This window comes from Sphingobacterium sp. HMA12 (genome assembly GCF_002933815.1).
GTDB lineage: Bacteria > Bacteroidota > Bacteroidia > Sphingobacteriales > Sphingobacteriaceae > Sphingobacterium.
In genome coordinates this window covers 2,874,553-2,895,722 of record NZ_BEYR01000001.1, presented here as the reverse complement: position 1 = coordinate 2,895,722, position 21,170 = coordinate 2,874,553, and the positions used below count along the sequence as shown (strand labels likewise).

The window sequence follows — 21,170 nt, the reverse complement described above, 5'->3', positions numbered from 1 at the left end:
AATTTTAAATGATCATGAAAAGAAGAAATATTGTATTGGCATTGCTCGCATTGAGCATATCTTTTGTCCAATGTAAAGATTATCTGGATACCTCATCGCCATCAAATACAGATGATCAATTTGTGACCACCACACCTTCGGAGGCTTTTAAGATCCTTTCCTGGTGTTATGCCAATTATCGGCAAAATTCATCTGTTCCCTTATATAATTGGAATGATCCGATCGGTTCGGATGCTGAAATGTATCCCGAAGGGAGTTCCACTAACAATATCAGTGCGATTATGCAGCCCGAATTATTGACGGTGGACGCAATGAAAGATGCATTCAATAATTTGTACACAACATTAGCCCGAGCAGTTAAAGTGGCCGACCTAATTAAAGAAAAAGAAGGGTATAAAACCGCCATAGCCAATGGACAGATCAACGACTGGACGCAACTGTATGGTGAAGCCATTACGATGAAGGCCTTCTGTTATTTTAATCTTGTCAAACATTTTGGCGATGTACCATATGGCTTTGAAAATACGTATGTGACGGATTATGGCCTCACTTCACGATTTGATATTTATGATGCACTGATTGCAGAGGTAAGTGCTGTTGAACCTTTTATGTACAAGATCGGCGAAGGGGGGATTACCGCAGAGCGCTTTTCAAGAACATTTGCCGATGCGCTGGTGGGGCAGATGGCGCTATTTGCCGGCGGATATCAAACTATCCGCACGGACGATGCTAATCTATATGGTAAGATCCAATTTTCCCGGAAAGGTGCCGTGGTTGCCAACAGTGTGTATGCACGCCGAACCGATTACCAGAATTATTATAAAATTGCTAATGAATACCTGCAAAGGGCCCTGGACAACAGTGGTACGGCTAAAATAATAGAAACGGACGAAAGGAGCCATACTTCAAATCCTTTTCAACGGCATTTTCAGTATATGCAGGATCTGCAAGTGAGCCCTGAATCTTTATTTGAGGTCGGAAATATCCAGGGAGGACAAGCCGGACAGACTACCAATAGTGATTACCCTTATAATTTTGGGCGGCCTTCCAACGGTGGTAGCAATAATGCAGCACCGACTAAAACTTTTGCCGGTGTGCGCATTATCCCGGTCGTTTACTACAATGATTTTGAAGATGGGGATCGGCGACGGGATGTGTCGGCAACGGTGACAGGCAGTACTGGCGATGGCAATGAGGTTATGCTGACTTTTGTTCCAGGGTCAAAATTGGATGGTGGCATCGCCTTAAACAAGTGGGATGAAAATCGTATGAGCCCACCTTATTCGGCAGCACAGCGTCAATCGGGGATTAATCATCCTGTACTGCGAATGGCGGATGTGATACTCATGCTGGCCGAGGTTAAGGCAGAGCTCGGAGATGCAACCGGCGCACTCGAACTAGTCAATAAGGTGCGGCAAAGGGCTTTTGGCAATAGTGCGCATAATCTGGCTGGATTGACTGGCGAGACGCTGAAGGAGGCAATCTGGTGCGAACGGAAGTTAGAGTTTGTAGGGGAGGGGATACGCCGTTGGGATATGATCCGATCAGGTAGATTTTCAGAATATGCCCTGCAGGTTCGTGCGGCAATGAATATCATGATTACAGCGCTGAAAACAAAGGGTTACTATCAATTCCCGAATGGGAAGATCATTTCGAATTATATCTATACCAAAAACGTAGCGCTAGCCAATCCGTTGACTTTCGAGGCACAAGATCCTGCAGATCCAGTCTTGTACCCCGGTTGGCGAGGTCAGTACGATTGGTCAAAAACGGCCCTCAAAGTGAAAGGAACAACGCATAACACGTCTATAAAAGGATTGTTTGATTATATTGACCCAAATAGTGAGCTGGCAAAATCTTTAGAATCTGAAGGTTATAAGAAAACAAAATGGGCCATTGATATTGTCAACAACGAAAGTAGCTTTGATCGGAATATCTTTTCAGGAATCAAAACAGCACAGGAGCCGCCGCGCTATTTCTTCCCGATCCCCTTTGAAACGGTCAGCAAATCAAAAGGAAAAATAACCAATGGCTATGGTCTGCCACAACAGTAAATGGGCTAAAATGAAGCAGCAGTGTGCAGCTAGAAAACCTGTGAATTGAATGTAAAAGAATTGAAATAAACCTTATATACACAAAATTTATGTTGAATACATGGAGAAATGTCTGGAAATATTCTGCGTTAGTGGCTTATCTGGCCTGCGGCGAATTAACATCGACATTTGGACAAAATTATCATTCCCAAGTGTGGAATCCTGACCTGGGAAATGGAAAATTCAAAAATCCGATCATCAATGCTGATTATTCTGATCCGGATGCGATCCGTGTTGGTGAAGATTATTATATGATAGCCTCGAGCTTTAACCACAGTCCGGGACTACCGATTTTACATTCAAAAGATATGATCAACTGGACGATTATTGGGCATGCATTGCCTCGGCAGGTCCCTGAAGCTGTGTTTAGCAAAGTGCAGCACGGTGGTGGGGTATGGGCACCTTCGATACGGTATCATAACGATGAGTTCTATATTTATTATCCAGACCCGGATTTTGGAATCTATCAGATCAAAACAAAGGATATCCGGGGACGATGGTCTGCACCTATATTGGTATTTGAAGGAAAAGGTTTGATCGATCCCTGTCCATTTTGGGACGAGGATGGGCGTGCATATTTGGCCTATGCCTATGCTGGTAGCCGCGCAGGGCTAAAGAGCGTGATTGGTATTGCCAGAATGAATGCCGAGGGGAACAGTGTGCTGGATCGGGGGACTATTGTTTATGACGGGCATGAATTGGATCCCACGATTGAAGGGCCCAAGGTATATAAGCGAAATGGGTATTATTATTTGTTTGCTCCAGCAGGTGGTGTCGCGACAGGCTGGCAATTGATCCTACGCTCGAAAAATATTTATGGCCCATATGAGCGCAAAGTAGCGATGGCTCAGAATAAGTCTACCGTCAATGGACCTCATCAGGGGGCCTGGGTGGATACACCTACTGGCGAGGATTGGTTCTTCCACTTTCAGGATAAGGAAACCATTGGGCGTGTTGTCCACCTACAACCTATGGTTTGGAACGCCGACTGGCCTATCATCGGAGAGGACAAAGATGGGGATGGAATAGGGACACCCGTGATGAGCTATAAAAAACCGAATGTAGGGACCTCGGTCCTTGCCCGGACCAACCCTCAGGAGTCAGATGAGTTTGATACACCACACCTTGGATTACAGTGGCAATGGCAGGCCAATCCGGACGGTACTTGGATTATGCCCTCCCAAAACGGCAAGCTTCGCCTATATAGCCAACAGCTTCCTGAAGGAAGTAACAACCTAATGGCGGTCCCCAATATACTGACGCAAAAATTCCCAAGTGATGATTTCAGAGCAACAGCAAAAATACGGCTGCGCCCCAATGAAAAGGATCTTGATGAAAAGGCCGGTCTCGTGGTGGTGGGTGAAGATTATAGCCAATTGTTTATCCGTAAGGAAAAGGACAGTTTCCAGCTTTATTACGGCAGCTGTGTCGGGGCCTATTCAGGGACAGGAGAGCATGTCAAGTTCATAGCTACGTTGCCAGAAGACTTTGTCTACCTGCGTGTACAAGTCAAAAATGGAAATAGCTGCAGTTGGATGTATAGCTTGGATGGTAAAAACTATACCGTCGTAGAAAGTGGCTTTCAGGCAAAACAGGGAAAATGGATAGGTGCCACATTAGGGCTTTATGCCAGCCGAGATAAGCATATCAATGACAGTGGCTATGCAGAAGTGGATTGGTTTCGAATAGAGCAATAGAACAGTTTAGGCCCGGGGGCATTTTTTGTTGGCTGCAAGCTGATCTCATTGCGAAACTTGTATATCATCACAGCTTGCACAGCGGTATTTAAAAGCCGCTATTGCGCCTGAGTGTTGGAATGGATGGAATGGCGACAAGATGTTTCCGGATGTATAGTCTTGTTAAAGTTATTGACGATTGGAATGTTAAATTGATGCTCAATGAAATGGAAAAATAAAAGAGGTTGTTACCTGCAGCTTAGTTATATTTTTGTACTTCTTTTTTACAGTAGTACAGTATGGGCGCAGCATAAGGTCATTCCACGGGATACAACCTATAATACCATGCGTGTATGGCGGCAGATTAAGAAAAATTACCCACAAGCTAGACCTGCGGTGGACAGTGCAGGGACGGATCTTAGGGTAATCCGTAATGTCGTATATGCGCATCTACCCCATACAGATTTTGGGCCACGTGATCTGCACCTGGATATTATTCGGCCCAATGATAAGCTGACGCGTGCCGCAGTACTATGGATTCATGGTGGCGGCTGGCGTTCGGGCCAAAAGGAAATGGATATGCCCATAGCTCAACTGTTGGCCAGAAAGGGGTATGTTTGTATTCCAGTGGAGCATCAATTGTCTTTGGAAGCGAAGTACCCACAAGCAGTGCTCAACATTAAATCGGCGATTGTTTGGGTCAAGGAGCATGCTGGGCTATATGGCATAGACAGCAGCAGGATCGTCGTGGCCGGGAGCTCAGCAGGGGGGCAATTGGCAAGTTTGGTCGGATTGACAGGAGGAGTGGGCCGTTTTGAACCCCAGGTCGAAGCTCAGGCGAGTACGCATGTACAGGCTATCGTGGATCTGGATGGCGTGGTAGACTTCATGGCACCACTTTCGCTCAATCTGGAGCGAAAGACCGACTCCCCAGATGCCTTTTGGTTGGGTGGGACGTTCGCCGAAAAGCCGCTTGTCTGGAAGGAAGCATCCCCCATATTCTGGGCCAGGGAGGAACAGCCAGTTCCCATGCTTTTTATCAACAGTGCATTGCCGAGGTTTCATGCGGGGCAAGATGAACTTGTCGGCATGCTCAAGCGCTGGGGTACGGCCCATGAAGTGCATCGCATTGATGTCAATGTACATCCTTTTTGGCTTTTTCACCCTTGGGTAGAGCGCTGTGTTGGCATAATCGACCAATTTTTGAAGCATACAGAGTTAAAATAAAAGAAGAAAATCCATTAAAAAAATAAAGTTCATTGGCATTCACCACCAGAATACAATTAAATAATTATACCCCGAGAATTTTATTTCTCGGGGTATAATTCAAGTGACGATTTATGCCATTTCAAAAGCTTATAGAATCAAAGCTTTTATAATTTAATTATTAACAATTTGTCTTACACAACGGACATTTCTGCCCTCGGCTTTATTGAGATTAGGGTAAGTTACATTTCCCCAAGAGAATAGCCAGGCAACCCTTGTAAATGCAGACTTGACAGCAAATGCTGTGTTGGAGTCTCTATTGTCGGAAGTCCAATAATGACATTCTCCAGAGGCAAAAGCACCTAAAGCGATGCCGCCTGGGCTCCCTATTACTGATGTTCCGCCACCAATTGCGCTCGGTTTAGTACGGTATCCACCAAAAGATAAGGTAAGGTCATTGTCGTCATATGCCGGATTACTAGGGTAATCACTGTCTCTATTCCATTTGTACGCATATTGCGCACCCCAGAATAAACCCAATACCTCTTGTTTTTTATCCGGTTGTCCGATGGATTCCCATTCTTGTTTTGTTGACATACGCCATGTTCCTTCCGGATAAACCGAAACACAAGGATCTGTGCTGCCTGCAGCCCCGGTCGGTGTAGAAGATTTCCAGTTCCAGAATTCAGTGTCTTTTGTCGCCGGTGTTGATCCGCCCGGATTGGATTTCAACCTATAGTGGTCCATCTCAGTTGCGCTATACACCAGGTTGGATCGTGCCCATAAAACACCTTTAACTTTAACCGGAGATTCAATAAGGCGGATATTCAATCCATAGGTACTACCTATTGTCGGAGTGTAGGCGCCGGCATAAGTGTAAGTCAATGGAGTAAATGTTCTTATACGTGAATCATCCAATGTAACTTTCAATGTGTTAAACTTCATCTTGAAACTATTGGCAGGAATTGTTTCCGTGCTCAATGTGAAGAAGCTTGCTACTTTAACTGTAGCAGCCGGATTTCCACTTTCCTCTACCATCGAAGAACCTAATACCGCTTTGTCTACATTTACGACATTATTAAACTGCCCCGTTAGCACATTCAAATCACCCATTTGCAAAACAGTCGTATTTGTACTGTTTTTTACTAATGAAATGCTCGTACTATTCTCTATTCTGGCAAAAAGCCCTCTAACATTCAATTTTACTTGAATTCTAGCGGTCATGCGTTTAAATGTTATCGCCAAATAGTTCTCACCATTTACGGTATTGACGTTGCCTGAGGCATACAATACATCTTTGTTCTCTAGCCCGGTACGGGAGATCACTCCGGCACCATTTACATCTGGAACAGATGCATTCTTTTCATTTACGGATACGGCGTACCAAGTATATTTCTTATTGGCGTCTACCTTGATCTGTGGATCCACTCCTGAAGTAACAACTTGATTGACGACAAGAGCGTTAGCAGCATCGTAGATCAGAAGACGGAATTTAGTGCCATTTTCCATTTGAGATGAAGCTACCGCTTTTGTTGTTCCTGATGCGGCTTTTTTGCTCAATGTATCTGTTGAGCTGGCTTTTGTTACAACCGGTAGGTCCTTACCGAGTGTACCTTCACCAAAATCCACAAAAGCATCTACGCTTCCAAATGATACTAATGATTGCTTATTAATACCACTATTTCCTTTGTTGGACATTTTCAGGTTATTTCCTGTTCCACCAACTATTGCTTCTTCTATTCCTTTCACACCAACTTTCAGTACAGCACCGTCTCCGGTTGGCACTAGCTGTTCTTCTTTCGAAGAGCAGGATGTGAAACTGGCCAATAGTAAGCAAAATACGGCCGCTCCGGAAATGTTTCTTCTTAATTTATTTGATATTATACTTTTCATCTTTTCTTTTTTTATTTAAGATTAAATATCAAAGTCCGAATTCTGACTGCCATTATCAAACCAATCTTCAGTTTTGGGACTTGAAGGATTGGACGAATCTCCGGGATTAACAGAAGCCGATCCCGCGGCAATGCCCTGTTCTAATTCAACAATCGTAGTGGTTACACTCGGTACCACATAAGACTTGCGTTTTTGTTGTTTTTCCATACTTAATTTTTTTTAATTAATGATAATTGTGATTTATTTGGCATAGTCATTATTACGTGAGCAAAACTATATCCATAAAAGTTAAAAATCATTGTTTTGCAGTATGTTATGTTTTGTGTGTAGATGTCGACCTACGGTTGTGTGGCGTAATAGCTACAGGTTGTTATATTTTTCATTTATACTTAATATTTCAAATTTAGATATATAGTATATTTTAATATTAAAAATATTAATGTTTACACATTTATGTTTGCACTTTTATTAAATGTAGTTTACTGTTTGAGGTTTGAGTGGATGTATTTTAATTGGGACTATGTAGAAATAAAGCTACAGGTTGTAATTGGGCTTCTACAAGCTTGTAATGAGAGGCTGATAAAATGTTTTTTTTTTATAAAAAGAACCACATTTGCTTGCAATATTTCATCATCCGAGGTAGATAATAAGTTATAAACCAAAATAAACTGCAATGGAAAAAGATAATAATGATGGCAAGAGAATCTCGAATAAAGCGAGGGTTCAATGTGCAATTTCAGATATAATGCGTGGTTATTTATTTTTACATGAGGCTGTAGAGAAATATGAGGTTCCCGCTTCCACCATTATTCTACATTTAAAAAAAATCCAAAGAGAAAAGCAAAAAGAAAAGAAAGATCCCTTACCAATTAACAATTCCAAAACAGTAGCTAAGGAAAACACCGACTCGAGAAAAAAAGACGATAAATAAATAGAATAAACAAACGAAAAAATGAAAAATAGCAAAAACATTATTGAAATTTTGGACAGTAAATACAGAACCTATTTGGAAGCCGAGGGAAAATGGCTTAATGAAGGGTTTAAAGGTGTTTTTACTGATAAGGGCGAGCAAAAGGAGAATTTAAAAACGCCAATATATCTGATGTTACCGAAGGAGATCAGGGTATATGTGGATCAGCTCCTATCGGACGAAGGGCGTTTGACATCTACTGTGTAGTACATTTAAAAATATTTTCCTTTGCTTGAGATAAAGTCTCTGAATTTTCTTATGAAGTCCAATAATCGCTGCTCTTATGTCATTTGTAGAATCTCTACATTAAAAATAAAACTATCCCGGATTGGGATAGTATAAAATTCTAAAAGACCCAATACCATATTTCGCTCCCTTTTCAGGTCTACTGTGTAACGTTTGAAATTTTAAATAATTTAAAACAGAGATTCTGTTACAACTTCCCCTAATCCAGCTACTCCTGCTGTCTTCACAGTGCTGAACTTTGTCATAGAAAATAAAAAAGTATGAATATTATTAAAATATTGACAACAGCAGGACTTGTAGGGATGTACTCGCAAGTAATAACAGGTAGTTTTGCTGCTGCTTATCAAAAATCTTTTGATTACAATACTGTATTTGCAAACCAAAAAAATCAAATCACGATGGACACGATCAAACCCGAACAGACAATTATTGATCTTGCAGGACATCAAGTTCCTGTGTTAAAGGATGGACTTTATGATCGGTTCCGTTCGAATCCGCCATTAGCTGTCATTGAAAAAGAAAGACCGGATATTGATCTTAGCTGGTTCAAGACTATCCAAAAAGAGAAAAAGAACGTTGGATTTACAACCTATTCTCCCAATTTTTATTACAGCAACAGCAGTATTACAGCAATCTATACAGCTGATATGAAGACCTTGAAAAAACTGATTCCAGTCGAAGTCCGTGATATTGTAAAACCAATTTCCATCACACCGGGACGGGGGCTTATTGCCATCACTGCATATGCCTATCATTATTGCGATAACGATTCGTATAACGAGTTGTCTATTTCTATTGTTACGACCAAACCTGATGCAGGAAACTGGGGTGTATTCTCTTTGCTCAGCGAAGTTAAAAATAAGAATCTTTGGGGATACGTTTTAAAGCTTCCCGTAGATACAGAGCTAGCCAGAGTACGAGGAGTAGTTGGGTATAACTTACCGAAATGGCTAATCCCAATGGATTATAGTGACAAAGGAGAGGTTATGAACTTTACTTTTTATGATGAATCAGGTAAGTCGGATTTTTCGATAGCAGGAAAGAAATTAGCTATAGAAACCACAGAACCTGAAATAGTTCGTTCCAATTTCATTAACTTGGATAAAAACGGGAAACTAACTCACGGATACACAGATGTACGGGCTCTAAAAAAAGCAACCAGTAAAAAGAAAGAAGACGTGAAACTTGATCTTACTGAGGGCCCTTTATCAAAATTCATTAGATCACTGGATCTGGGTAAACTGATGCGGTATGATTATCAGCCGGAATTTCAAGCTGCATTGTACACTCCTGAACAGGTAAGTAATACAAAGAAATAACGGGTTTAAACTTTAAAGACTATTACAATGGATTATGCAAACATATTTCAGTCACAAAAAGAGTTTTTTAATTCGCACCGAACAAAAAACATTGCTTTTCGCAAGGAAACTCTGCAACAGATAAAAAATCTCCTGAAATCAAATGAAGAGCAACTTTATGAAGCGATCTATAAAGATTTTAGCAAAGGAAAATTTGATACCTTTCTTACAGAACTCAATCTAGTGTATAATGAAATAGATTTTTTTCTAAAAAATTTGGACAAGCTGAGCAGGCCTAAAAAGGTCAAAACAGCACTGAGTTTGCAACCCGGTAAGAGTTACATTCATTATGACCCATTGGGAGTTACACTTGTCATTGGCGCATGGAACTACCCTTATCAATTGACATTGAGTCCTATGGTTAGTGCCATTGCAGCTGGAAATACCTGTATCATCAAACCCAGTGAACTTCCCGAAAATACAATGCATCTGTTAGCAGATCTTATTAACAATAATTTTCCATCAAACTATCTCTATGTCGTGCAGGGAGGTATTCCGGAAACAACAGAACTATTGAAACTTCAGTTTGATAAAATATTTTTTACCGGGAGCCCGAAAGTTGGGAAGATCGTATACGAGGCCGCTGCAAAAAACCTGGTTCCTGTTACATTGGAGCTTGGAGGGAAATCACCTGCCATAGTCACAAAAAGTGCAGACCTTGAAGTTGCTGCAAAAAGACTGGTCTGGGGGAAATTCCTAAATAGCGGACAAACCTGTATTGCACCTGATTATCTGCTGGTAGAAGAATCCGTAAAACCTAAACTTATGCAATTGATTAAAGAAAAACTTCAGGAAATCAATTACTCGGATGGTGCGGCACATTATACAAGTATCATCAATAAACGGAATTTTGACCGAGTCCTTGGCCTTGTAGATGAGTCAAAAGTGATATATGGAGGAAAATATAATACGGATTCTCTTTACATCGAACCTACGATCATGGATAATATAACCTGGGAAGATCCGGTGATGAAGGAGGAAATATTTGGTCCGGTCTTACCAGTCATTACCTACAGTAATTATGATGATGTTCTCAATAAAATAATCGAAGGTGAAAAACCATTGGCTGCTTATTTGTTTAGTAATAATAAAGAAGAAAAAGATAAGCTTTTAAATTTGGTTTCTTTTGGTGGCGGATGTATTAACGACACACTGATGCACATTACAAGTGACTATCTCCCGTTCGGAGGTATTGGGAACTCCGGGATTGGAAATTATCATGGTGAGTTCGGTTTTCTTACCTTCTCCCATCAGAAATCAGTGATTGAAAAAACAACTTGGGGCGAACCGGACTGGAAATATCCGCCTTACACAGATAAAAAAATGCACTGGCTGAAAAAGGTGATGTAACAGAGATTATGTTACAACTTACCTGAATTGAGCTACCCAGGTCTTTATAGATCTTCTGAAACTTGTGTCGTAATTTAAAACAGCAAAAGATATGCAAACGATATTAGGAGCTAACGGTCAGATTGGCGAAGAGCTCGCAAGAGAACTCAAAAGAAATTTTACTTCATCGATACGGATTGTCAGTAGGGATGCGAAAAAAGTAAATGACACGGACGAAGTCTTTTCTGCGGATCTATCGATTCGTGAGAAAGCAATTGAGGCCGTAAAAGGAAGTGAAATTGCCTATTTTACATTAGGCCTTCCGATCAGTTCAGATCTATGGGAAAAACAGTTTCCGCTGATCCTTCGTAACGTGATTGACGCCTGTAAGATTAACCATACAAAACTTGTATTCTTTGACAACACGTATATGTATCCCCAGGATGATCGCGTTTTGACAGAAGAAACAGCTTTTGCACCGGTGGGAAGAAAAGGTAGAGTCAGAAGAAAGATGGCCGAAATGGTGTTAAAGGAAATCGCGTCAGGTGAACTTGAAGCCGTTATCTGTCGCGCGCCAGAATTTTACGGGCCCGACAAAACACAGAGTATTACCAATACCTTAATTTTTAACAACATCAAAGAAGGTAAGAAGCTAAAGGTTCCATTGAGTGCAAATAAGAAAAGAAGCCTGATCTGGACGCCTGATGCGAGCCGTGCGGCTGCGTTGATCGGAAATACTCCCGATGCATTCGGTCAGACCTGGCATCTCCCGGTGGATAAAAGTCATCCTACCTACAAAGAGTTTATCCGAATAGCTTCAGGCATCTACAGCAGAGACCTGAAATATGCTGTTGTTCCGAAATTGATCTTCAAAATAGGATCATTTTTCAATAAAAGTGTAAAGGAATTACTGGAGCTTCTGCCAAGGTATGAACATGACAATATATTTGATGATTCAAAATTCAGAAAGAAATTCCCGGATTTTGAGGTCACCACGTATAAACAGGGAATAAGTATTATAAAAAATGAACAGCTTTCAGGGAACAAAATAATTAAGTAAATTGGTCATGTATAAATCTGAAAATCAGCATATGAAAACTCCGGAAAAAGTATCATCGATAAGTATGCTTCATCAATTTTTAGGGCTAAAAAAGCCTACAAATCCGCTAATCAGTGTGTTTAATTTTGATGATGTCAAGCTAGAACCGGGAACCATTCTAGGAGCTATTACTACTGACTTTTATGTCATTGCTTTAAAGAAAGACTGTGCCGGAGGAAAATGCAGGTATGGCCAGCAATATTATGATTTTGATGAAGGTATTATGTATTTTATTGCCCCACATCAGGTCCTTCAGTTTGATGATATACTACTGAATGATGTAAAAGGGTTTGTATTAGTGGTACATCCCGATTTTCTTCATGGATTTAGCCTAGCATCTGACATTAAGGAATATGGCTATTTTTCCTATATGGCCAATGAAGCATTGCATCTCTCTGAAAAGGAGGAGCAAACAATATTTGATATAATAGATAATGTGGGTCGGGAAATAGATGGAAATATGGATACCTTTTCGCAGGATTTACTGATATCAAATCTTGATCTGTTGTTAAAATACTGTGACCGGTTTTATAACCGCCAGTTTTTGACCAGAAAGAAAGTCAATAGTGACCTTCTTTCGAAACTAGAAACGTTATTGGACGACTATTTCAAAAACGATAAATTAATCATTAATGGAATACCCTCAGTTCATTCCGTTGCCGAGCAGCTGCACCTGAGTGCCAACTATCTGAGCGATATGCTAAGAGTACAAACAGGGCAAACCACGCAGCAACATATCCAGAGCAGGTTGATAGAGAAAGCAAAAGCATTACTCTCGACTACATCAATGTCGGTATCAGAAATTGCTTATCACCTGGGGTTTGAGCACCCGCAGTCTTTTCATCGTCTATTTAAAAGCCGTACCTCAATTTCTCCACTTGAATTTAGATCATCATTAAATTGAGGGGCTTTATTTAAAGGAATGTTTAATTGCAGAGATTCGGTTACAACTACCCGTAATTCGGCTACGCGCAGTCAATAGTTTCTTATCAACTTTGTTATATAAAAAGAAAAAATATCAGCATGATGAAAATCTTAATCATAGTAACCAATATTAGTATGTATGCAAGTGGTAATCTGAAAACCGGTTTGTGGCTTAGCGAACTCACTCATATCTACCATGCCGCTAAAGAGAAAGGTTATGATATTACTATTGCAAGTCCGCAAGGTGGTAACATTCCGGTAGATCCTGAAAGCCTTAAACACTTCACGCTAGATAAAATTTCTGAACAATATTGGAATGACAATGACTTTCGGTTATTGCTTGCAAATAGTGTACAACTATCTGAGCTCACTCAACAAGAGTATGATCTGATCTATTTAGCTGGAGGTCATGGTACGATGTACGATTTTCCGGATGACCTTACTATACAATCCATGATTAGGAATCAGTATGAAAAAGGAAAGAAAGTCGCGGCGATCTGTCATGGAGTTGGCGGATTGTTAAATGTAAGGCTTAACAACGGTGAATATCTGATCAAGGGAAAATCAATGACCGGCTTTGACTGGTTTGAAGAAACGATTGCAAGACGCAAACGTGAGGTTCCATTTAATCTTGAAGCAGCCATTAAAGAACGAGGAGCAGATCTTAAAAAGGCTTTTATCCCAATGACTTCCAATGTTGTTGTGGATGGTAATTTGATAACGGGCCAAAATCCGTTCAGCTCAAAGGAAATGGCCAAGGTGGTTATCAGTGAACTTGGAAAATAATGGTGGGGTGGATCATTAAAAGGGCTAAAATCGACCGAGTTTCCATCGCCTAAGGAGGCAAGGCTGCAATATTATTTATTTTCATTATATATCTGAATAATCTGTTGGCGTACAAAGAGTGGTTACGTTTTTAGAAACGTTATTCTGGTATTGCGGCAGTTCAGCCATTGGTTTATACAAAGGTCCAAAAGCTTTCCAATGTGCATCACGTTCTGTCATATTTTCAAAAGTCGTCAGATAAATTAAATTCGGCATCGTGCTGCCCGCAATAACTTGACCATAAAAAACGGCATTAAAATTCAGTTTTTTAAAGATATCGATCTCACCATTATTAAACATGGAGATTTTATTTGCAGATAATTTTTCCGTTGGACCTTCATAACTCCTCAATTCGTATACACGTTCACGTTTGTCCGTAGTTAATTTTGGAAGAGAAAGAGATGGCATCCCCGCAAAGGCTTTCATTAAAATCGTTTCAATCCTTGAATACGGTGCACGGTTATATGCGGCTTCTAAGTACTCCTTTCCCGACTCTAAATACTGTTTATCTTTTAAAATATCTACATCAAGACTTGCATATTTTTCAAGATTAGGCGATGAACTGAATACATAAACCAATTTATCTGCTTTGTCCTTATTATCAATCGGTTTGAAAACAGCAATTTCTTTAAAGCCTAATTTGTGCATCGCTGGCAAGTAGGCTTTTTCAAGAAAACGATCGATTACCTGTTCTTGGTCCGTGGTTTGGAAGTGATATACTTTCAATTGGAAATAAGTAGTTGCTGCGCGGGCAAAACAGCTGGATTGACTACTGATAAAAATCAATAGGATCAACACCCAATGTCCCGGGTTCATAGATCTGACCATGTTTAAAATTTAGTTTTATAGATTTAGATTATTATTTTTTGTTTTCTTCTTGTTAAGAAAATACAGCTTAAAAATAGGTTTTTTATTTGTATAATATAGCTATTAGAATTAAAACTATGCTATTTAGGGATGTATTTGATATCAACCATTCTACAGCATTTGTTCCTGAAAAGCCTATTTAAGGAAATAGCGATCAAATAACTTATGATCACAGATCCCAATACGTCACTTAAATAGTGAACCCCTAGCGCAATTCTTGTGTATGCTATCGTTATAGCCCATAACCATATTATCAATTTTAGCCCCAATTTTGTAGGAAATAATTGCGAGATTATCATCGCTACGATGAATGCATCTGCCGTATGGCCAGACGGAAAGGAAGGACTTCCTCCGGATGTCACTTTGGTAATTAACTGGTCATTAATATATGGCCTTTGTCTGCCAATTGCATATTTTAGCACAGTGACCACAATTGTATTGCATGAAAATGTTAGTATGGCCTGAATTGATCTCACCTTCAATTTGTTATCCACTTTGAAGAACAAAACCCAAATTAGCAATAATGCCATTAGTACAGGCACAGCAAATACAGTATCGGTCATAAAAATGAAAAAGGTATCCAAAGAAGGAATGCGATGCTGATTCATCCATTCTACAATATTTCTGTCTAATACAGACAAACTATTTAATTCCATTATCTAGCATAATTTTAGTGGCCCCCTGTTCTGAACTAGCCCAAAATTCAAATTTTTGGGCCAGCATGATTTTAGATGCCACAATAAAACTAGTACCAGATTTTGAAGAAATTTAGAAGCCTTTATTTTGGCTTACTATTTTTTATTGAAAAAAAGGTGATCGCTTTCTAATAGCCAAAAAATGGAAGGTGTTCATAGCCCAATGTAAAGCTCTATTAGTACAGCACAGATTTCATCACAGATTCTTTCTGGTGCCGTTTTTGAAATAAAGTCTATCCGGTTTTTATCAATAGCATTACGGGTATTGTGCGTACTGATGATAGCATGGCAAGGCTTCACAACCATTTCTCCACTTTCTGCAGACATTAAATTTAGAAGCGTCAAAATGGGGGACTGGACTATCAGGGATCAGGAGGTTTTATCATTTCGGGTCCAGGTCTGCAAGGACTAAAAGAGATGAGCTTAGATATTTCTTATGCTAAATTTTTAGGGAATGTTCAGACGATAAACAAAGATTTTACAGGAGGATTAGTTTATTCGTTCAACTCAACTAAAGATATCAATCAACTGAATGTAGAATTGGATCTTGGAGATTTTACTATTCCGCTTCTTTTTTACACAAAATTAAAGATGTGAGAAATCAACATACAATCGTCGTTCAGATTCCAACGTATCTACTCGTCCTTTCGCTATTGGGAAAATCATTTACGGATACGACAAATAACGAATACGGAATCTTAGAGATGCTAGTTATTTATCCATATCACTAGCATCTTTTTAATTTTTCTAGACTTTGTCAGGGTAAAAAGGTTTGAAGTTGTCTAATTAATAAACACACATGATAAAAGCAGCAAAAAATAGCTTATGGATCGTTACATGCCTTTTGATAACGATAGTTGGATGTAAAAAAGCAGATCCTCCCATCAAAGACGATGCGGATACTTTTCGACAAATAGATGCTTACATTGGATCTTTAGTGGATAGTGCCGGGATTTCTGGTATCTCCATAGCGATTACCAATGGGCAAGAAGTCGCCTACTCCAAAAGTTTTGGCGTTGCTAATGTACAGACAGGAGAGCAATTAACCAACGCACATTTTTTCCATGTCGCTTCGGTTTCTAAAACATTTACGGCAACAGCCGTCATGCAACTGGCCGAAAAGGGAAAGATTGATATCAATAAGCCGCTGATAAATTATCTTCCTTATTTCAAAATGAAAGATCCCCGTTACAAAAACATCACCATAAAACAGATGCTAAATCATACCTCTGGTATACCAGATGTTACAGATTATGAATGGGAAAAAGCAGAATCTGATGCCGAGGCATTAGAACGGTATACACGTCGTCTGGCCGATTCAGTACTGCTTAGTGATCCTGGATCCACCTATTATTACAGTAATATAGCTTTTGATGTATTAGGTGATTTAGTTGCGAAAGTTTCTGGAATGAGTTTTGAAAAATATGAAAAGGATAATGTGCTAACTCCACTTGGGATGAACGGAAGCAGTTTTTATTATCCGGAGATGAGAAAGGATTTGCAAACCTCAGCACACACGGGTAACCCGCAAACAGTAAGTGCCGTGTACCCATATAATCGAAAGCACGCACCCAGTTCAACGTTAACCTCAAATATTGCAGAACTTTCACATTGGGCGATCGCCAATATGTACGAAGGAAAATATAAAAACACACAGATCATAAGTCCTTCTACTTTCAGGACGATGACAAGTCCGACAGTTACAGTGGATCCTGGTCAAGGGCTATCGATGGGTTTGTGCTGGTTTATTTACCCCTATAAAGGTTATATGAATTACGCACATGAAGGTGGTGATATCGGCTACAGAAGCATACTTTCATTGCTTCCTGAACGGAAACTTGGAATCATCATACTCAGTAATAGCGATAACATAGATATCCAGCAAGTTTACTTCCATATTGTGGACATCCTATTGGCCGATAAATCCTAATTCAATATGCATTTCTTAGCCTGGACTTTACTGTCTGGTCTTTTTTCGGTGTTAACATATCTTGATGGGGTCTAACGGTCTTTTGTGTTGTCCGCCCCACTGGCAGAGTTCGCGTAAAAGAGGGATCAGCGAATCGGCCTTCTCGGTGAAGTTGTATTGAATACCTTTTGGGATACTGAAAGGTATTTCCGATTTCTCAATAATTCCTTCAATTTCTAAGCTCCGCAACTGTCTTCCCAGTACCTGATCGGATATGTTATCGAGATCCTGCTTAATCAAGCTGAATCTGTTATTGCCATGGGCAATTGAAAAAATGATCTGTGATTTCCATCTGCCACCAATCAATTGCAGGACATAGTTGAAGTCACAGGTGTTTAACAGGTATCTTTCATTCAAGCTATTCGTGGAATTTTCTTTTTTCATTGTACTCACAATTTAGTTCGTTATTGCCCACTGGTCAACTTTGTGGCAACTTTGGTATAAAGTTACAATTACCGATCATGATAAAAAATGAAAACCAGCATTCATATGCTATTTATCTTATTGTTTTGGCAATGCTATGTGTGCAGTCAGGTACTGCAATTGCTAAGTTTTTATTTCCCGTATTAGGACCCGGCGGGACAGTAAGTCTAAGATTAGGAATTGCATCGCTTATACTTTTGATTCTTTTCAGGGTTAAAATATGGGGACGTAAAAAATCAGATTATGTATTGTGCCTGCTTTATGGAGCCTGCCTGGCAGGAATGAATCTGTCATTTTATTATGCTATAAAACTTATCCCTATGGGATTGGGCACAACAATTGAATTCGTAGGGCCCTTGACCTTGGCCATGATGTTATCCAGAAAGTATACCGATTTTATTTGGGCGGGATTAGCTGTACTAGGGATTGTATTTATTGCCCCCTGGAACCATTCCAGTGGTGTAAGCCTTATGGGAATATTGCTTGCTGTTTTGGCGGGTGCATTTTGGGCAGGATATATCCTGTGTGGGAAGCTAGTCTCACACAGGATGGATTCTATAGATGCTGTTGCCCTAGGAATGGCTTTTGCTTTTCTACTTGTTCTTCCCTTTGGTTTAAATGATGGTTTTTTTGTAAAGTTAAATATGAAATGGCTCTTATTGGGAATCTGTGTCGCTCTGCTTTCTAGTGCGATTCCTTTTAGCTTGGATATGAAAGCATTCAAAAAAGTGTCTTCACAAACTTATAGTATACTGATGAGTCTGCATCCTGCATTGGCGGCATTATCTGGTTTGTTGTTTTTAAGCGAGCATCTAAGTTCCCTCCAAATCATTTCTGTCCTGTTGGTCATCGCAGCAAGCATAGGGTCAACTATTACATCTGCAAAGTAATTATTGAGCTACTTCCTACAAGATATGCTCGAATGCCATCGTGCGTTCCAATTTGATATTATTCTTAGCTGTTTAGCCGGTTATACTTTCGTAAAGTATCTGTTAGGAGGTCATGAGAAAGGCCATAAGCGATATTTCCGTTGATTCCTACCATTGTTTCGGCAGCAATCATCGCATTAATGATAGCTTCTTCTACAGCTTGGACAGTTGCCTCAAAAAGTGGCGTTAACTGATCATTCGACAATGATTCAGCAAGTATATTGCAGTTTCTGTCAAAAGCGTTTTCGTTTGCGGTAGAAAATGCTAAAAAGATTTCTCCCGAGCCATTAGCACCTATTCCGCCCACGGCTCCTATACCGAGACTTACCCTTTGTGCAATTTTCTTTAACTGATGAGGCAACAGTGGTGCATCTGTTGCTATGATGACGATGATGGAGCCGTCACCTTCCCGTCTTCTAGATGTTAATGGGCCATTGAAAACAGCATTGCCTACGTTAAGCAATTCCAAACCAACAGGCACTCCGGAAATGGTCAGATTTTTTTTGATGCCAAAGTTAGATTGTACCAGAGCGCCAACGGTAAAAATGTCATCTTTTATATGCGCAATTCTTGAGGAAGTTCCGGTTCCTCCCTTGAATCCAAAACTCATCATTCCGGTTCCACCACCGACATTGCCTTCCGCTAGTTTTCCTGAACTCGCGTTATCAATAGCTTCCAATACATGTTTTTCTTTAACGTGGAAACCATAGATATCATTGAGAAAGCCATCGTAGGTTTCGGCAACAACTGGATAAGTATACCACCAATCTTCCGTTTTATGCCAGTCGGTTTTCACATACCATTTTAATACAGCATCTAGTACTATTCCAATGCTATTAGAATTGGTCAGCATGATAGGCGATTCAAGAAAACCCGATTCAGTGATCCAGGTAGTTCCAGTCATTTCACCATTTCCATTTAAACTATGCCAATTGGCATATACCGGATTGAATTTTTTTGCTTTTCCTGTGGGAAAGATAGCCGTAACCCCGGTTCTCACAGGTCCCGCACCGATTGATTTGCTGTTTCCATCAACAATAATAGTACTGTATCCAACTTCAACACCGGCTACATCAGTTATCGCATTGTTTTTGCCAGTAGATCCATCAAATTGGATTCCTAGATCTCGGGCTCTCGGTTTTTGTTTTTTTGTTTCTGGTTCTTTCATATTGCAAATTTTTGATGATCAAATTTCAATATGTATCTCCCCATATACAATAACGAACAAAATTGTGAGTTGGCGCATTTTGACCTCTCCCCGGATTTAGAAGTTTTCTAAAATGGAATTCTGCTGTTCTGTCAGTATCTCAAATAAACTTTCAAACGCATAGCTTTCCTTTTTTGGACGGTAGCCTATCAATAAGCTTCCTTACTTCCTGTTGAATAATGAAATCCCTATTCAAGGCAGTAAACTAAAACGGATAAAATAAAGATTACCCCTATTTATGATTATCTTTTTTTAAAGCGATACCGACGATTACGACGCTGGTGGCCATTAATAGAGCGGCAAGAAAGAAGGGAGCTCCAGTAAATTTGAAAGGAGCGCTATCCTGCGTAAAGTAATAAAATAGATTGGTCATGACAGGAGGACCTACAATTGCTGTCGCACTCGCTAAACTGGTCAATGCTCCCTGGAGCTCTCCTTGTGCATTTGCAGGTACATTTTTTGTAATAACCGATTGCAGGGCAGGGCCACATATGCCGCCGAGACTATACGGGATTAGGAAAGCAAACATCATCCAGCCTTCACTGGCAAACGCAAATAAAAGCAGACCTATTGCGTAACATAGCAGACCATAGTAAATGCTTCGTTGCTCTCCTAATTTTGGCGACGTCCATCGTATCAGAACTCCTTGCACCAATCCTAACAGTAATCCGAGCAAGCCCAGCGAATACCCCACCATTTGCTCATTCCATCCAAATTTGTACATCGTAAAAAAATGCCAGTTGCTCTGTACGGCGTGGACACCGATGTAAGTCAATACCAGTGCCGTCACAAGGCCTGAGATCTTAGGATGTCTCGCCAAAAATTTAAAGGAGCCGATTGGATTGGCACGTTTCCAATTGAAAGGCCTCCGTTTTTTCTTATCTAAACTTTCAGGCAGGATAAAATAGCCATAACTAAAATTCAATAGGCATAGGCCGGCTGCAGCGTAGAATGGAACCCTCGCCCCAAATTGCCCAAGCAGGCCGCCGATCACGGGGCCAATGACAAAACCAAGGCCCAGTGCGGCTCCGATCATTCCAAAGTTTTTGACCCGATCTTCATCTGTTGATATGTCTGCAATATACGCACTGGCGGTCGACATACTGGCACCTGTAACCCCAGCAATTATCCTTCCTAGAAATAACCAGCCTGTCGTGGGTGCTAGCGCCAGGAAAATATAGTCTATGGCAAACCCAAAAAGTGAGATTAAAATAATTGGCCGCCTTCCGTATCTATCGCTAAGGTTACCTACGATAGGCGAAAATAAAAATTGCGTAAAGGCATAGGCAAAACCAAGCCATCCGCCATAGGTCGCCGCTTCACTGATATTCGCATGTATAAGTTCTTGAATGAGTTTGGGAACCACTGGAAGTATGATTACCCATCCTGTAATGTCGATCAGCAAGGTCACAAATATAAAACCGATAGCTGCTTTTTTTGTTGCGATTTTCATGCTGTAAA

The 21,170-nt window shown here is 40.3% G+C and carries 19 protein-coding genes; 12 read left to right on the top strand and 7 right to left on the bottom strand.

Annotation, left to right across the window (positions count from 1 at the left end):
• Nucleotides 1-14: 14 nt before the first annotated feature.
• From HMAT_RS12470 to HMAT_RS12460, 3 genes are all read left to right on the top strand, one after another.
• Nucleotides 15-2,054, top strand: coding sequence for a RagB/SusD family nutrient uptake outer membrane protein (locus HMAT_RS12470; RefSeq protein WP_104383418.1), 2,040 nt, complete (start codon nucleotides 15-17; stop codon nucleotides 2,052-2,054).
• Between the two features lie 89 nt (nucleotides 2,055-2,143).
• Entirely contained in the window at nucleotides 2,144-3,790 is a 1,647-nt protein-coding gene (locus tag HMAT_RS12465; RefSeq protein ID WP_104383007.1) for a glycoside hydrolase 43 family protein, read from the top strand.
• Nucleotides 3,791-3,991: 201 nt separating this feature from the next.
• The gene (locus tag HMAT_RS12460; RefSeq protein ID WP_104383006.1) at nucleotides 3,992-4,996 is read left to right on the top strand and encodes an alpha/beta hydrolase; all 1,005 of its coding nucleotides are present in this window, start codon (nucleotides 3,992-3,994) and stop codon (nucleotides 4,994-4,996) included.
• A 153-nt stretch (nucleotides 4,997-5,149) separates the two neighbouring features.
• Here the strand turns inward: HMAT_RS12460 and HMAT_RS12455 are convergent, their stop codons facing one another.
• Both HMAT_RS12455 and HMAT_RS12450 read right to left on the bottom strand, forming a co-directional pair.
• Complete coding sequence (locus tag HMAT_RS12455) at nucleotides 5,150-6,868, bottom strand: hypothetical protein (protein ID WP_104383005.1); 1,719 nt, start codon at nucleotides 6,866-6,868, stop codon at nucleotides 5,150-5,152.
• Nucleotides 6,869-6,889: 21 nt separating this feature from the next.
• Nucleotides 6,890-7,075 (bottom strand): hypothetical protein, encoded by a 186-nt coding sequence (locus HMAT_RS12450; protein ID WP_104383004.1) that lies wholly within the window; start codon nucleotides 7,073-7,075, stop codon nucleotides 6,890-6,892.
• A gap of 466 nt (nucleotides 7,076-7,541) precedes the next feature.
• On the opposite strand from HMAT_RS12450, the gene HMAT_RS12445 reads away from it, so the two are divergent.
• The 7 genes from HMAT_RS12445 to HMAT_RS12415 all read left to right on the top strand — a co-directional run bounded on the left by HMAT_RS12445 (nucleotide 7,542) and on the right by HMAT_RS12415 (nucleotide 13,580).
• Nucleotides 7,542-7,799, top strand: coding sequence for a hypothetical protein (locus HMAT_RS12445; RefSeq protein WP_104383003.1), 258 nt, complete (start codon nucleotides 7,542-7,544; stop codon nucleotides 7,797-7,799).
• 21 nt (nucleotides 7,800-7,820) lie between these two features.
• On the top strand, nucleotides 7,821-8,045 hold the full coding sequence (locus HMAT_RS12440) for a hypothetical protein (RefSeq protein ID WP_104383002.1): 225 nt from the start codon (nucleotides 7,821-7,823) through the stop codon (nucleotides 8,043-8,045).
• Nucleotides 8,046-8,344: 299 nt separating this feature from the next.
• Nucleotides 8,345-9,403: an acetoacetate decarboxylase (ADC) gene (locus tag HMAT_RS12435; RefSeq protein ID WP_104383001.1), complete on the top strand. Its 1,059-nt coding sequence runs from the start codon at nucleotides 8,345-8,347 to the stop codon at nucleotides 9,401-9,403.
• Nucleotides 9,404-9,430: 27 nt separating this feature from the next.
• Nucleotides 9,431-10,792, top strand: a complete 1,362-nt coding sequence (locus HMAT_RS12430; RefSeq protein ID WP_104383000.1) for an aldehyde dehydrogenase — start codon at nucleotides 9,431-9,433, stop codon at nucleotides 10,790-10,792.
• 91 nt (nucleotides 10,793-10,883) lie between these two features.
• On the top strand, nucleotides 10,884-11,831 hold the full coding sequence (locus HMAT_RS12425) for an NAD-dependent epimerase/dehydratase family protein (RefSeq protein ID WP_104382999.1): 948 nt from the start codon (nucleotides 10,884-10,886) through the stop codon (nucleotides 11,829-11,831).
• Nucleotides 11,832-11,838: 7 nt separating this feature from the next.
• Nucleotides 11,839-12,774: an AraC family transcriptional regulator gene (locus HMAT_RS12420; RefSeq protein WP_104382998.1), complete on the top strand. Its 936-nt coding sequence runs from the start codon at nucleotides 11,839-11,841 to the stop codon at nucleotides 12,772-12,774.
• Between the two features lie 119 nt (nucleotides 12,775-12,893).
• Entirely contained in the window at nucleotides 12,894-13,580 is a 687-nt protein-coding gene (locus HMAT_RS12415; protein WP_199768613.1) for a type 1 glutamine amidotransferase domain-containing protein, read from the top strand.
• Between the two features lie 84 nt (nucleotides 13,581-13,664).
• Here HMAT_RS12415 and HMAT_RS12410 read toward each other — a convergent pair whose 3' ends face one another.
• Both HMAT_RS12410 and HMAT_RS12405 read right to left on the bottom strand, forming a co-directional pair.
• Nucleotides 13,665-14,447 (bottom strand): NIPSNAP family protein, encoded by a 783-nt coding sequence (locus HMAT_RS12410; RefSeq protein ID WP_233789228.1) that lies wholly within the window; start codon nucleotides 14,445-14,447, stop codon nucleotides 13,665-13,667.
• A gap of 119 nt (nucleotides 14,448-14,566) precedes the next feature.
• The gene (locus HMAT_RS12405) at nucleotides 14,567-15,142 is read right to left on the bottom strand and encodes a phosphatase PAP2 family protein (RefSeq protein WP_104382995.1); all 576 of its coding nucleotides are present in this window, start codon (nucleotides 15,140-15,142) and stop codon (nucleotides 14,567-14,569) included.
• An 838-nt stretch (nucleotides 15,143-15,980) separates the two neighbouring features.
• Here HMAT_RS12405 and HMAT_RS12395 point away from each other — a divergent pair.
• On the top strand, nucleotides 15,981-17,111 hold the full coding sequence (locus HMAT_RS12395; protein ID WP_104382993.1) for a serine hydrolase: 1,131 nt from the start codon (nucleotides 15,981-15,983) through the stop codon (nucleotides 17,109-17,111).
• 51 nt (nucleotides 17,112-17,162) lie between these two features.
• Here HMAT_RS12395 and HMAT_RS12390 read toward each other — a convergent pair whose 3' ends face one another.
• A complete protein-coding gene (locus tag HMAT_RS12390; RefSeq protein WP_104382992.1) occupies nucleotides 17,163-17,534 on the bottom strand; it encodes a helix-turn-helix domain-containing protein in 372 nt (123 codons plus the stop codon).
• 77 nt (nucleotides 17,535-17,611) lie between these two features.
• On the opposite strand from HMAT_RS12390, the gene HMAT_RS12385 reads away from it, so the two are divergent.
• The gene (locus HMAT_RS12385; protein ID WP_104382991.1) at nucleotides 17,612-18,463 is read left to right on the top strand and encodes a DMT family transporter; all 852 of its coding nucleotides are present in this window, start codon (nucleotides 17,612-17,614) and stop codon (nucleotides 18,461-18,463) included.
• 64 nt (nucleotides 18,464-18,527) lie between these two features.
• Here HMAT_RS12385 and HMAT_RS12380 read toward each other — a convergent pair whose 3' ends face one another.
• Together HMAT_RS12380 and HMAT_RS12375 are read right to left on the bottom strand one after the other, a co-directional pair.
• Complete coding sequence (locus tag HMAT_RS12380) at nucleotides 18,528-19,670, bottom strand: P1 family peptidase (RefSeq protein ID WP_104382990.1); 1,143 nt, start codon at nucleotides 19,668-19,670, stop codon at nucleotides 18,528-18,530.
• Nucleotides 19,671-19,941: 271 nt separating this feature from the next.
• Entirely contained in the window at nucleotides 19,942-21,162 is a 1,221-nt protein-coding gene (locus HMAT_RS12375) for a TCR/Tet family MFS transporter (RefSeq protein WP_104382989.1), read from the bottom strand.
• Between the last annotated feature and the right edge of the window lie 8 nt (nucleotides 21,163-21,170).

What these genes read in the sequence shown, in the direction of transcription:
- HMAT_RS12375 (WP_104382989.1), bottom strand. Translation starts at nt 21,162, where the DNA reads ATGAAAATCGCAACAAAAAAAGCAGCTATCGGTTTTATATTTGTGACC.
- HMAT_RS12425 (WP_104382999.1), top strand. Translation starts at nt 10,884, where the DNA reads ATGCAAACGATATTAGGAGCTAACGGTCAGATTGGCGAAGAGCTCGCA.
- HMAT_RS12445 (WP_104383003.1), top strand. Translation starts at nt 7,542, where the DNA reads ATGGAAAAAGATAATAATGATGGCAAGAGAATCTCGAATAAAGCGAGG.
- HMAT_RS12435 (WP_104383001.1), top strand. Translation starts at nt 8,345, where the DNA reads ATGAATATTATTAAAATATTGACAACAGCAGGACTTGTAGGGATGTAC.
- HMAT_RS12450 (WP_104383004.1), bottom strand. Translation starts at nt 7,075, where the DNA reads ATGGAAAAACAACAAAAACGCAAGTCTTATGTGGTACCGAGTGTAACC.
- HMAT_RS12470 (WP_104383418.1), top strand. Translation starts at nt 15, where the DNA reads ATGAAAAGAAGAAATATTGTATTGGCATTGCTCGCATTGAGCATATCT.
- HMAT_RS12410 (WP_233789228.1), bottom strand. Translation starts at nt 14,447, where the DNA reads ATGGTCAGATCTATGAACCCGGGACATTGGGTGTTGATCCTATTGATT.
- HMAT_RS12390 (WP_104382992.1), bottom strand. Translation starts at nt 17,534, where the DNA reads ATGAAAAAAGAAAATTCCACGAATAGCTTGAATGAAAGATACCTGTTA.
- HMAT_RS12415 (WP_199768613.1), top strand. Translation starts at nt 12,894, where the DNA reads ATGATGAAAATCTTAATCATAGTAACCAATATTAGTATGTATGCAAGT.
- HMAT_RS12460 (WP_104383006.1), top strand. Translation starts at nt 3,992, where the DNA reads ATGAAATGGAAAAATAAAAGAGGTTGTTACCTGCAGCTTAGTTATATT.
- HMAT_RS12455 (WP_104383005.1), bottom strand. Translation starts at nt 6,868, where the DNA reads ATGAAAAGTATAATATCAAATAAATTAAGAAGAAACATTTCCGGAGCG.
- HMAT_RS12405 (WP_104382995.1), bottom strand. Translation starts at nt 15,142, where the DNA reads ATGGAATTAAATAGTTTGTCTGTATTAGACAGAAATATTGTAGAATGG.
- HMAT_RS12420 (WP_104382998.1), top strand. Translation starts at nt 11,839, where the DNA reads ATGTATAAATCTGAAAATCAGCATATGAAAACTCCGGAAAAAGTATCA.
- HMAT_RS12430 (WP_104383000.1), top strand. Translation starts at nt 9,431, where the DNA reads ATGGATTATGCAAACATATTTCAGTCACAAAAAGAGTTTTTTAATTCG.
- HMAT_RS12380 (WP_104382990.1), bottom strand. Translation starts at nt 19,670, where the DNA reads ATGAAAGAACCAGAAACAAAAAAACAAAAACCGAGAGCCCGAGATCTA.
- HMAT_RS12385 (WP_104382991.1), top strand. Translation starts at nt 17,612, where the DNA reads ATGATAAAAAATGAAAACCAGCATTCATATGCTATTTATCTTATTGTT.
- HMAT_RS12440 (WP_104383002.1), top strand. Translation starts at nt 7,821, where the DNA reads ATGAAAAATAGCAAAAACATTATTGAAATTTTGGACAGTAAATACAGA.
- HMAT_RS12465 (WP_104383007.1), top strand. Translation starts at nt 2,144, where the DNA reads ATGTTGAATACATGGAGAAATGTCTGGAAATATTCTGCGTTAGTGGCT.
- HMAT_RS12395 (WP_104382993.1), top strand. Translation starts at nt 15,981, where the DNA reads ATGATAAAAGCAGCAAAAAATAGCTTATGGATCGTTACATGCCTTTTG.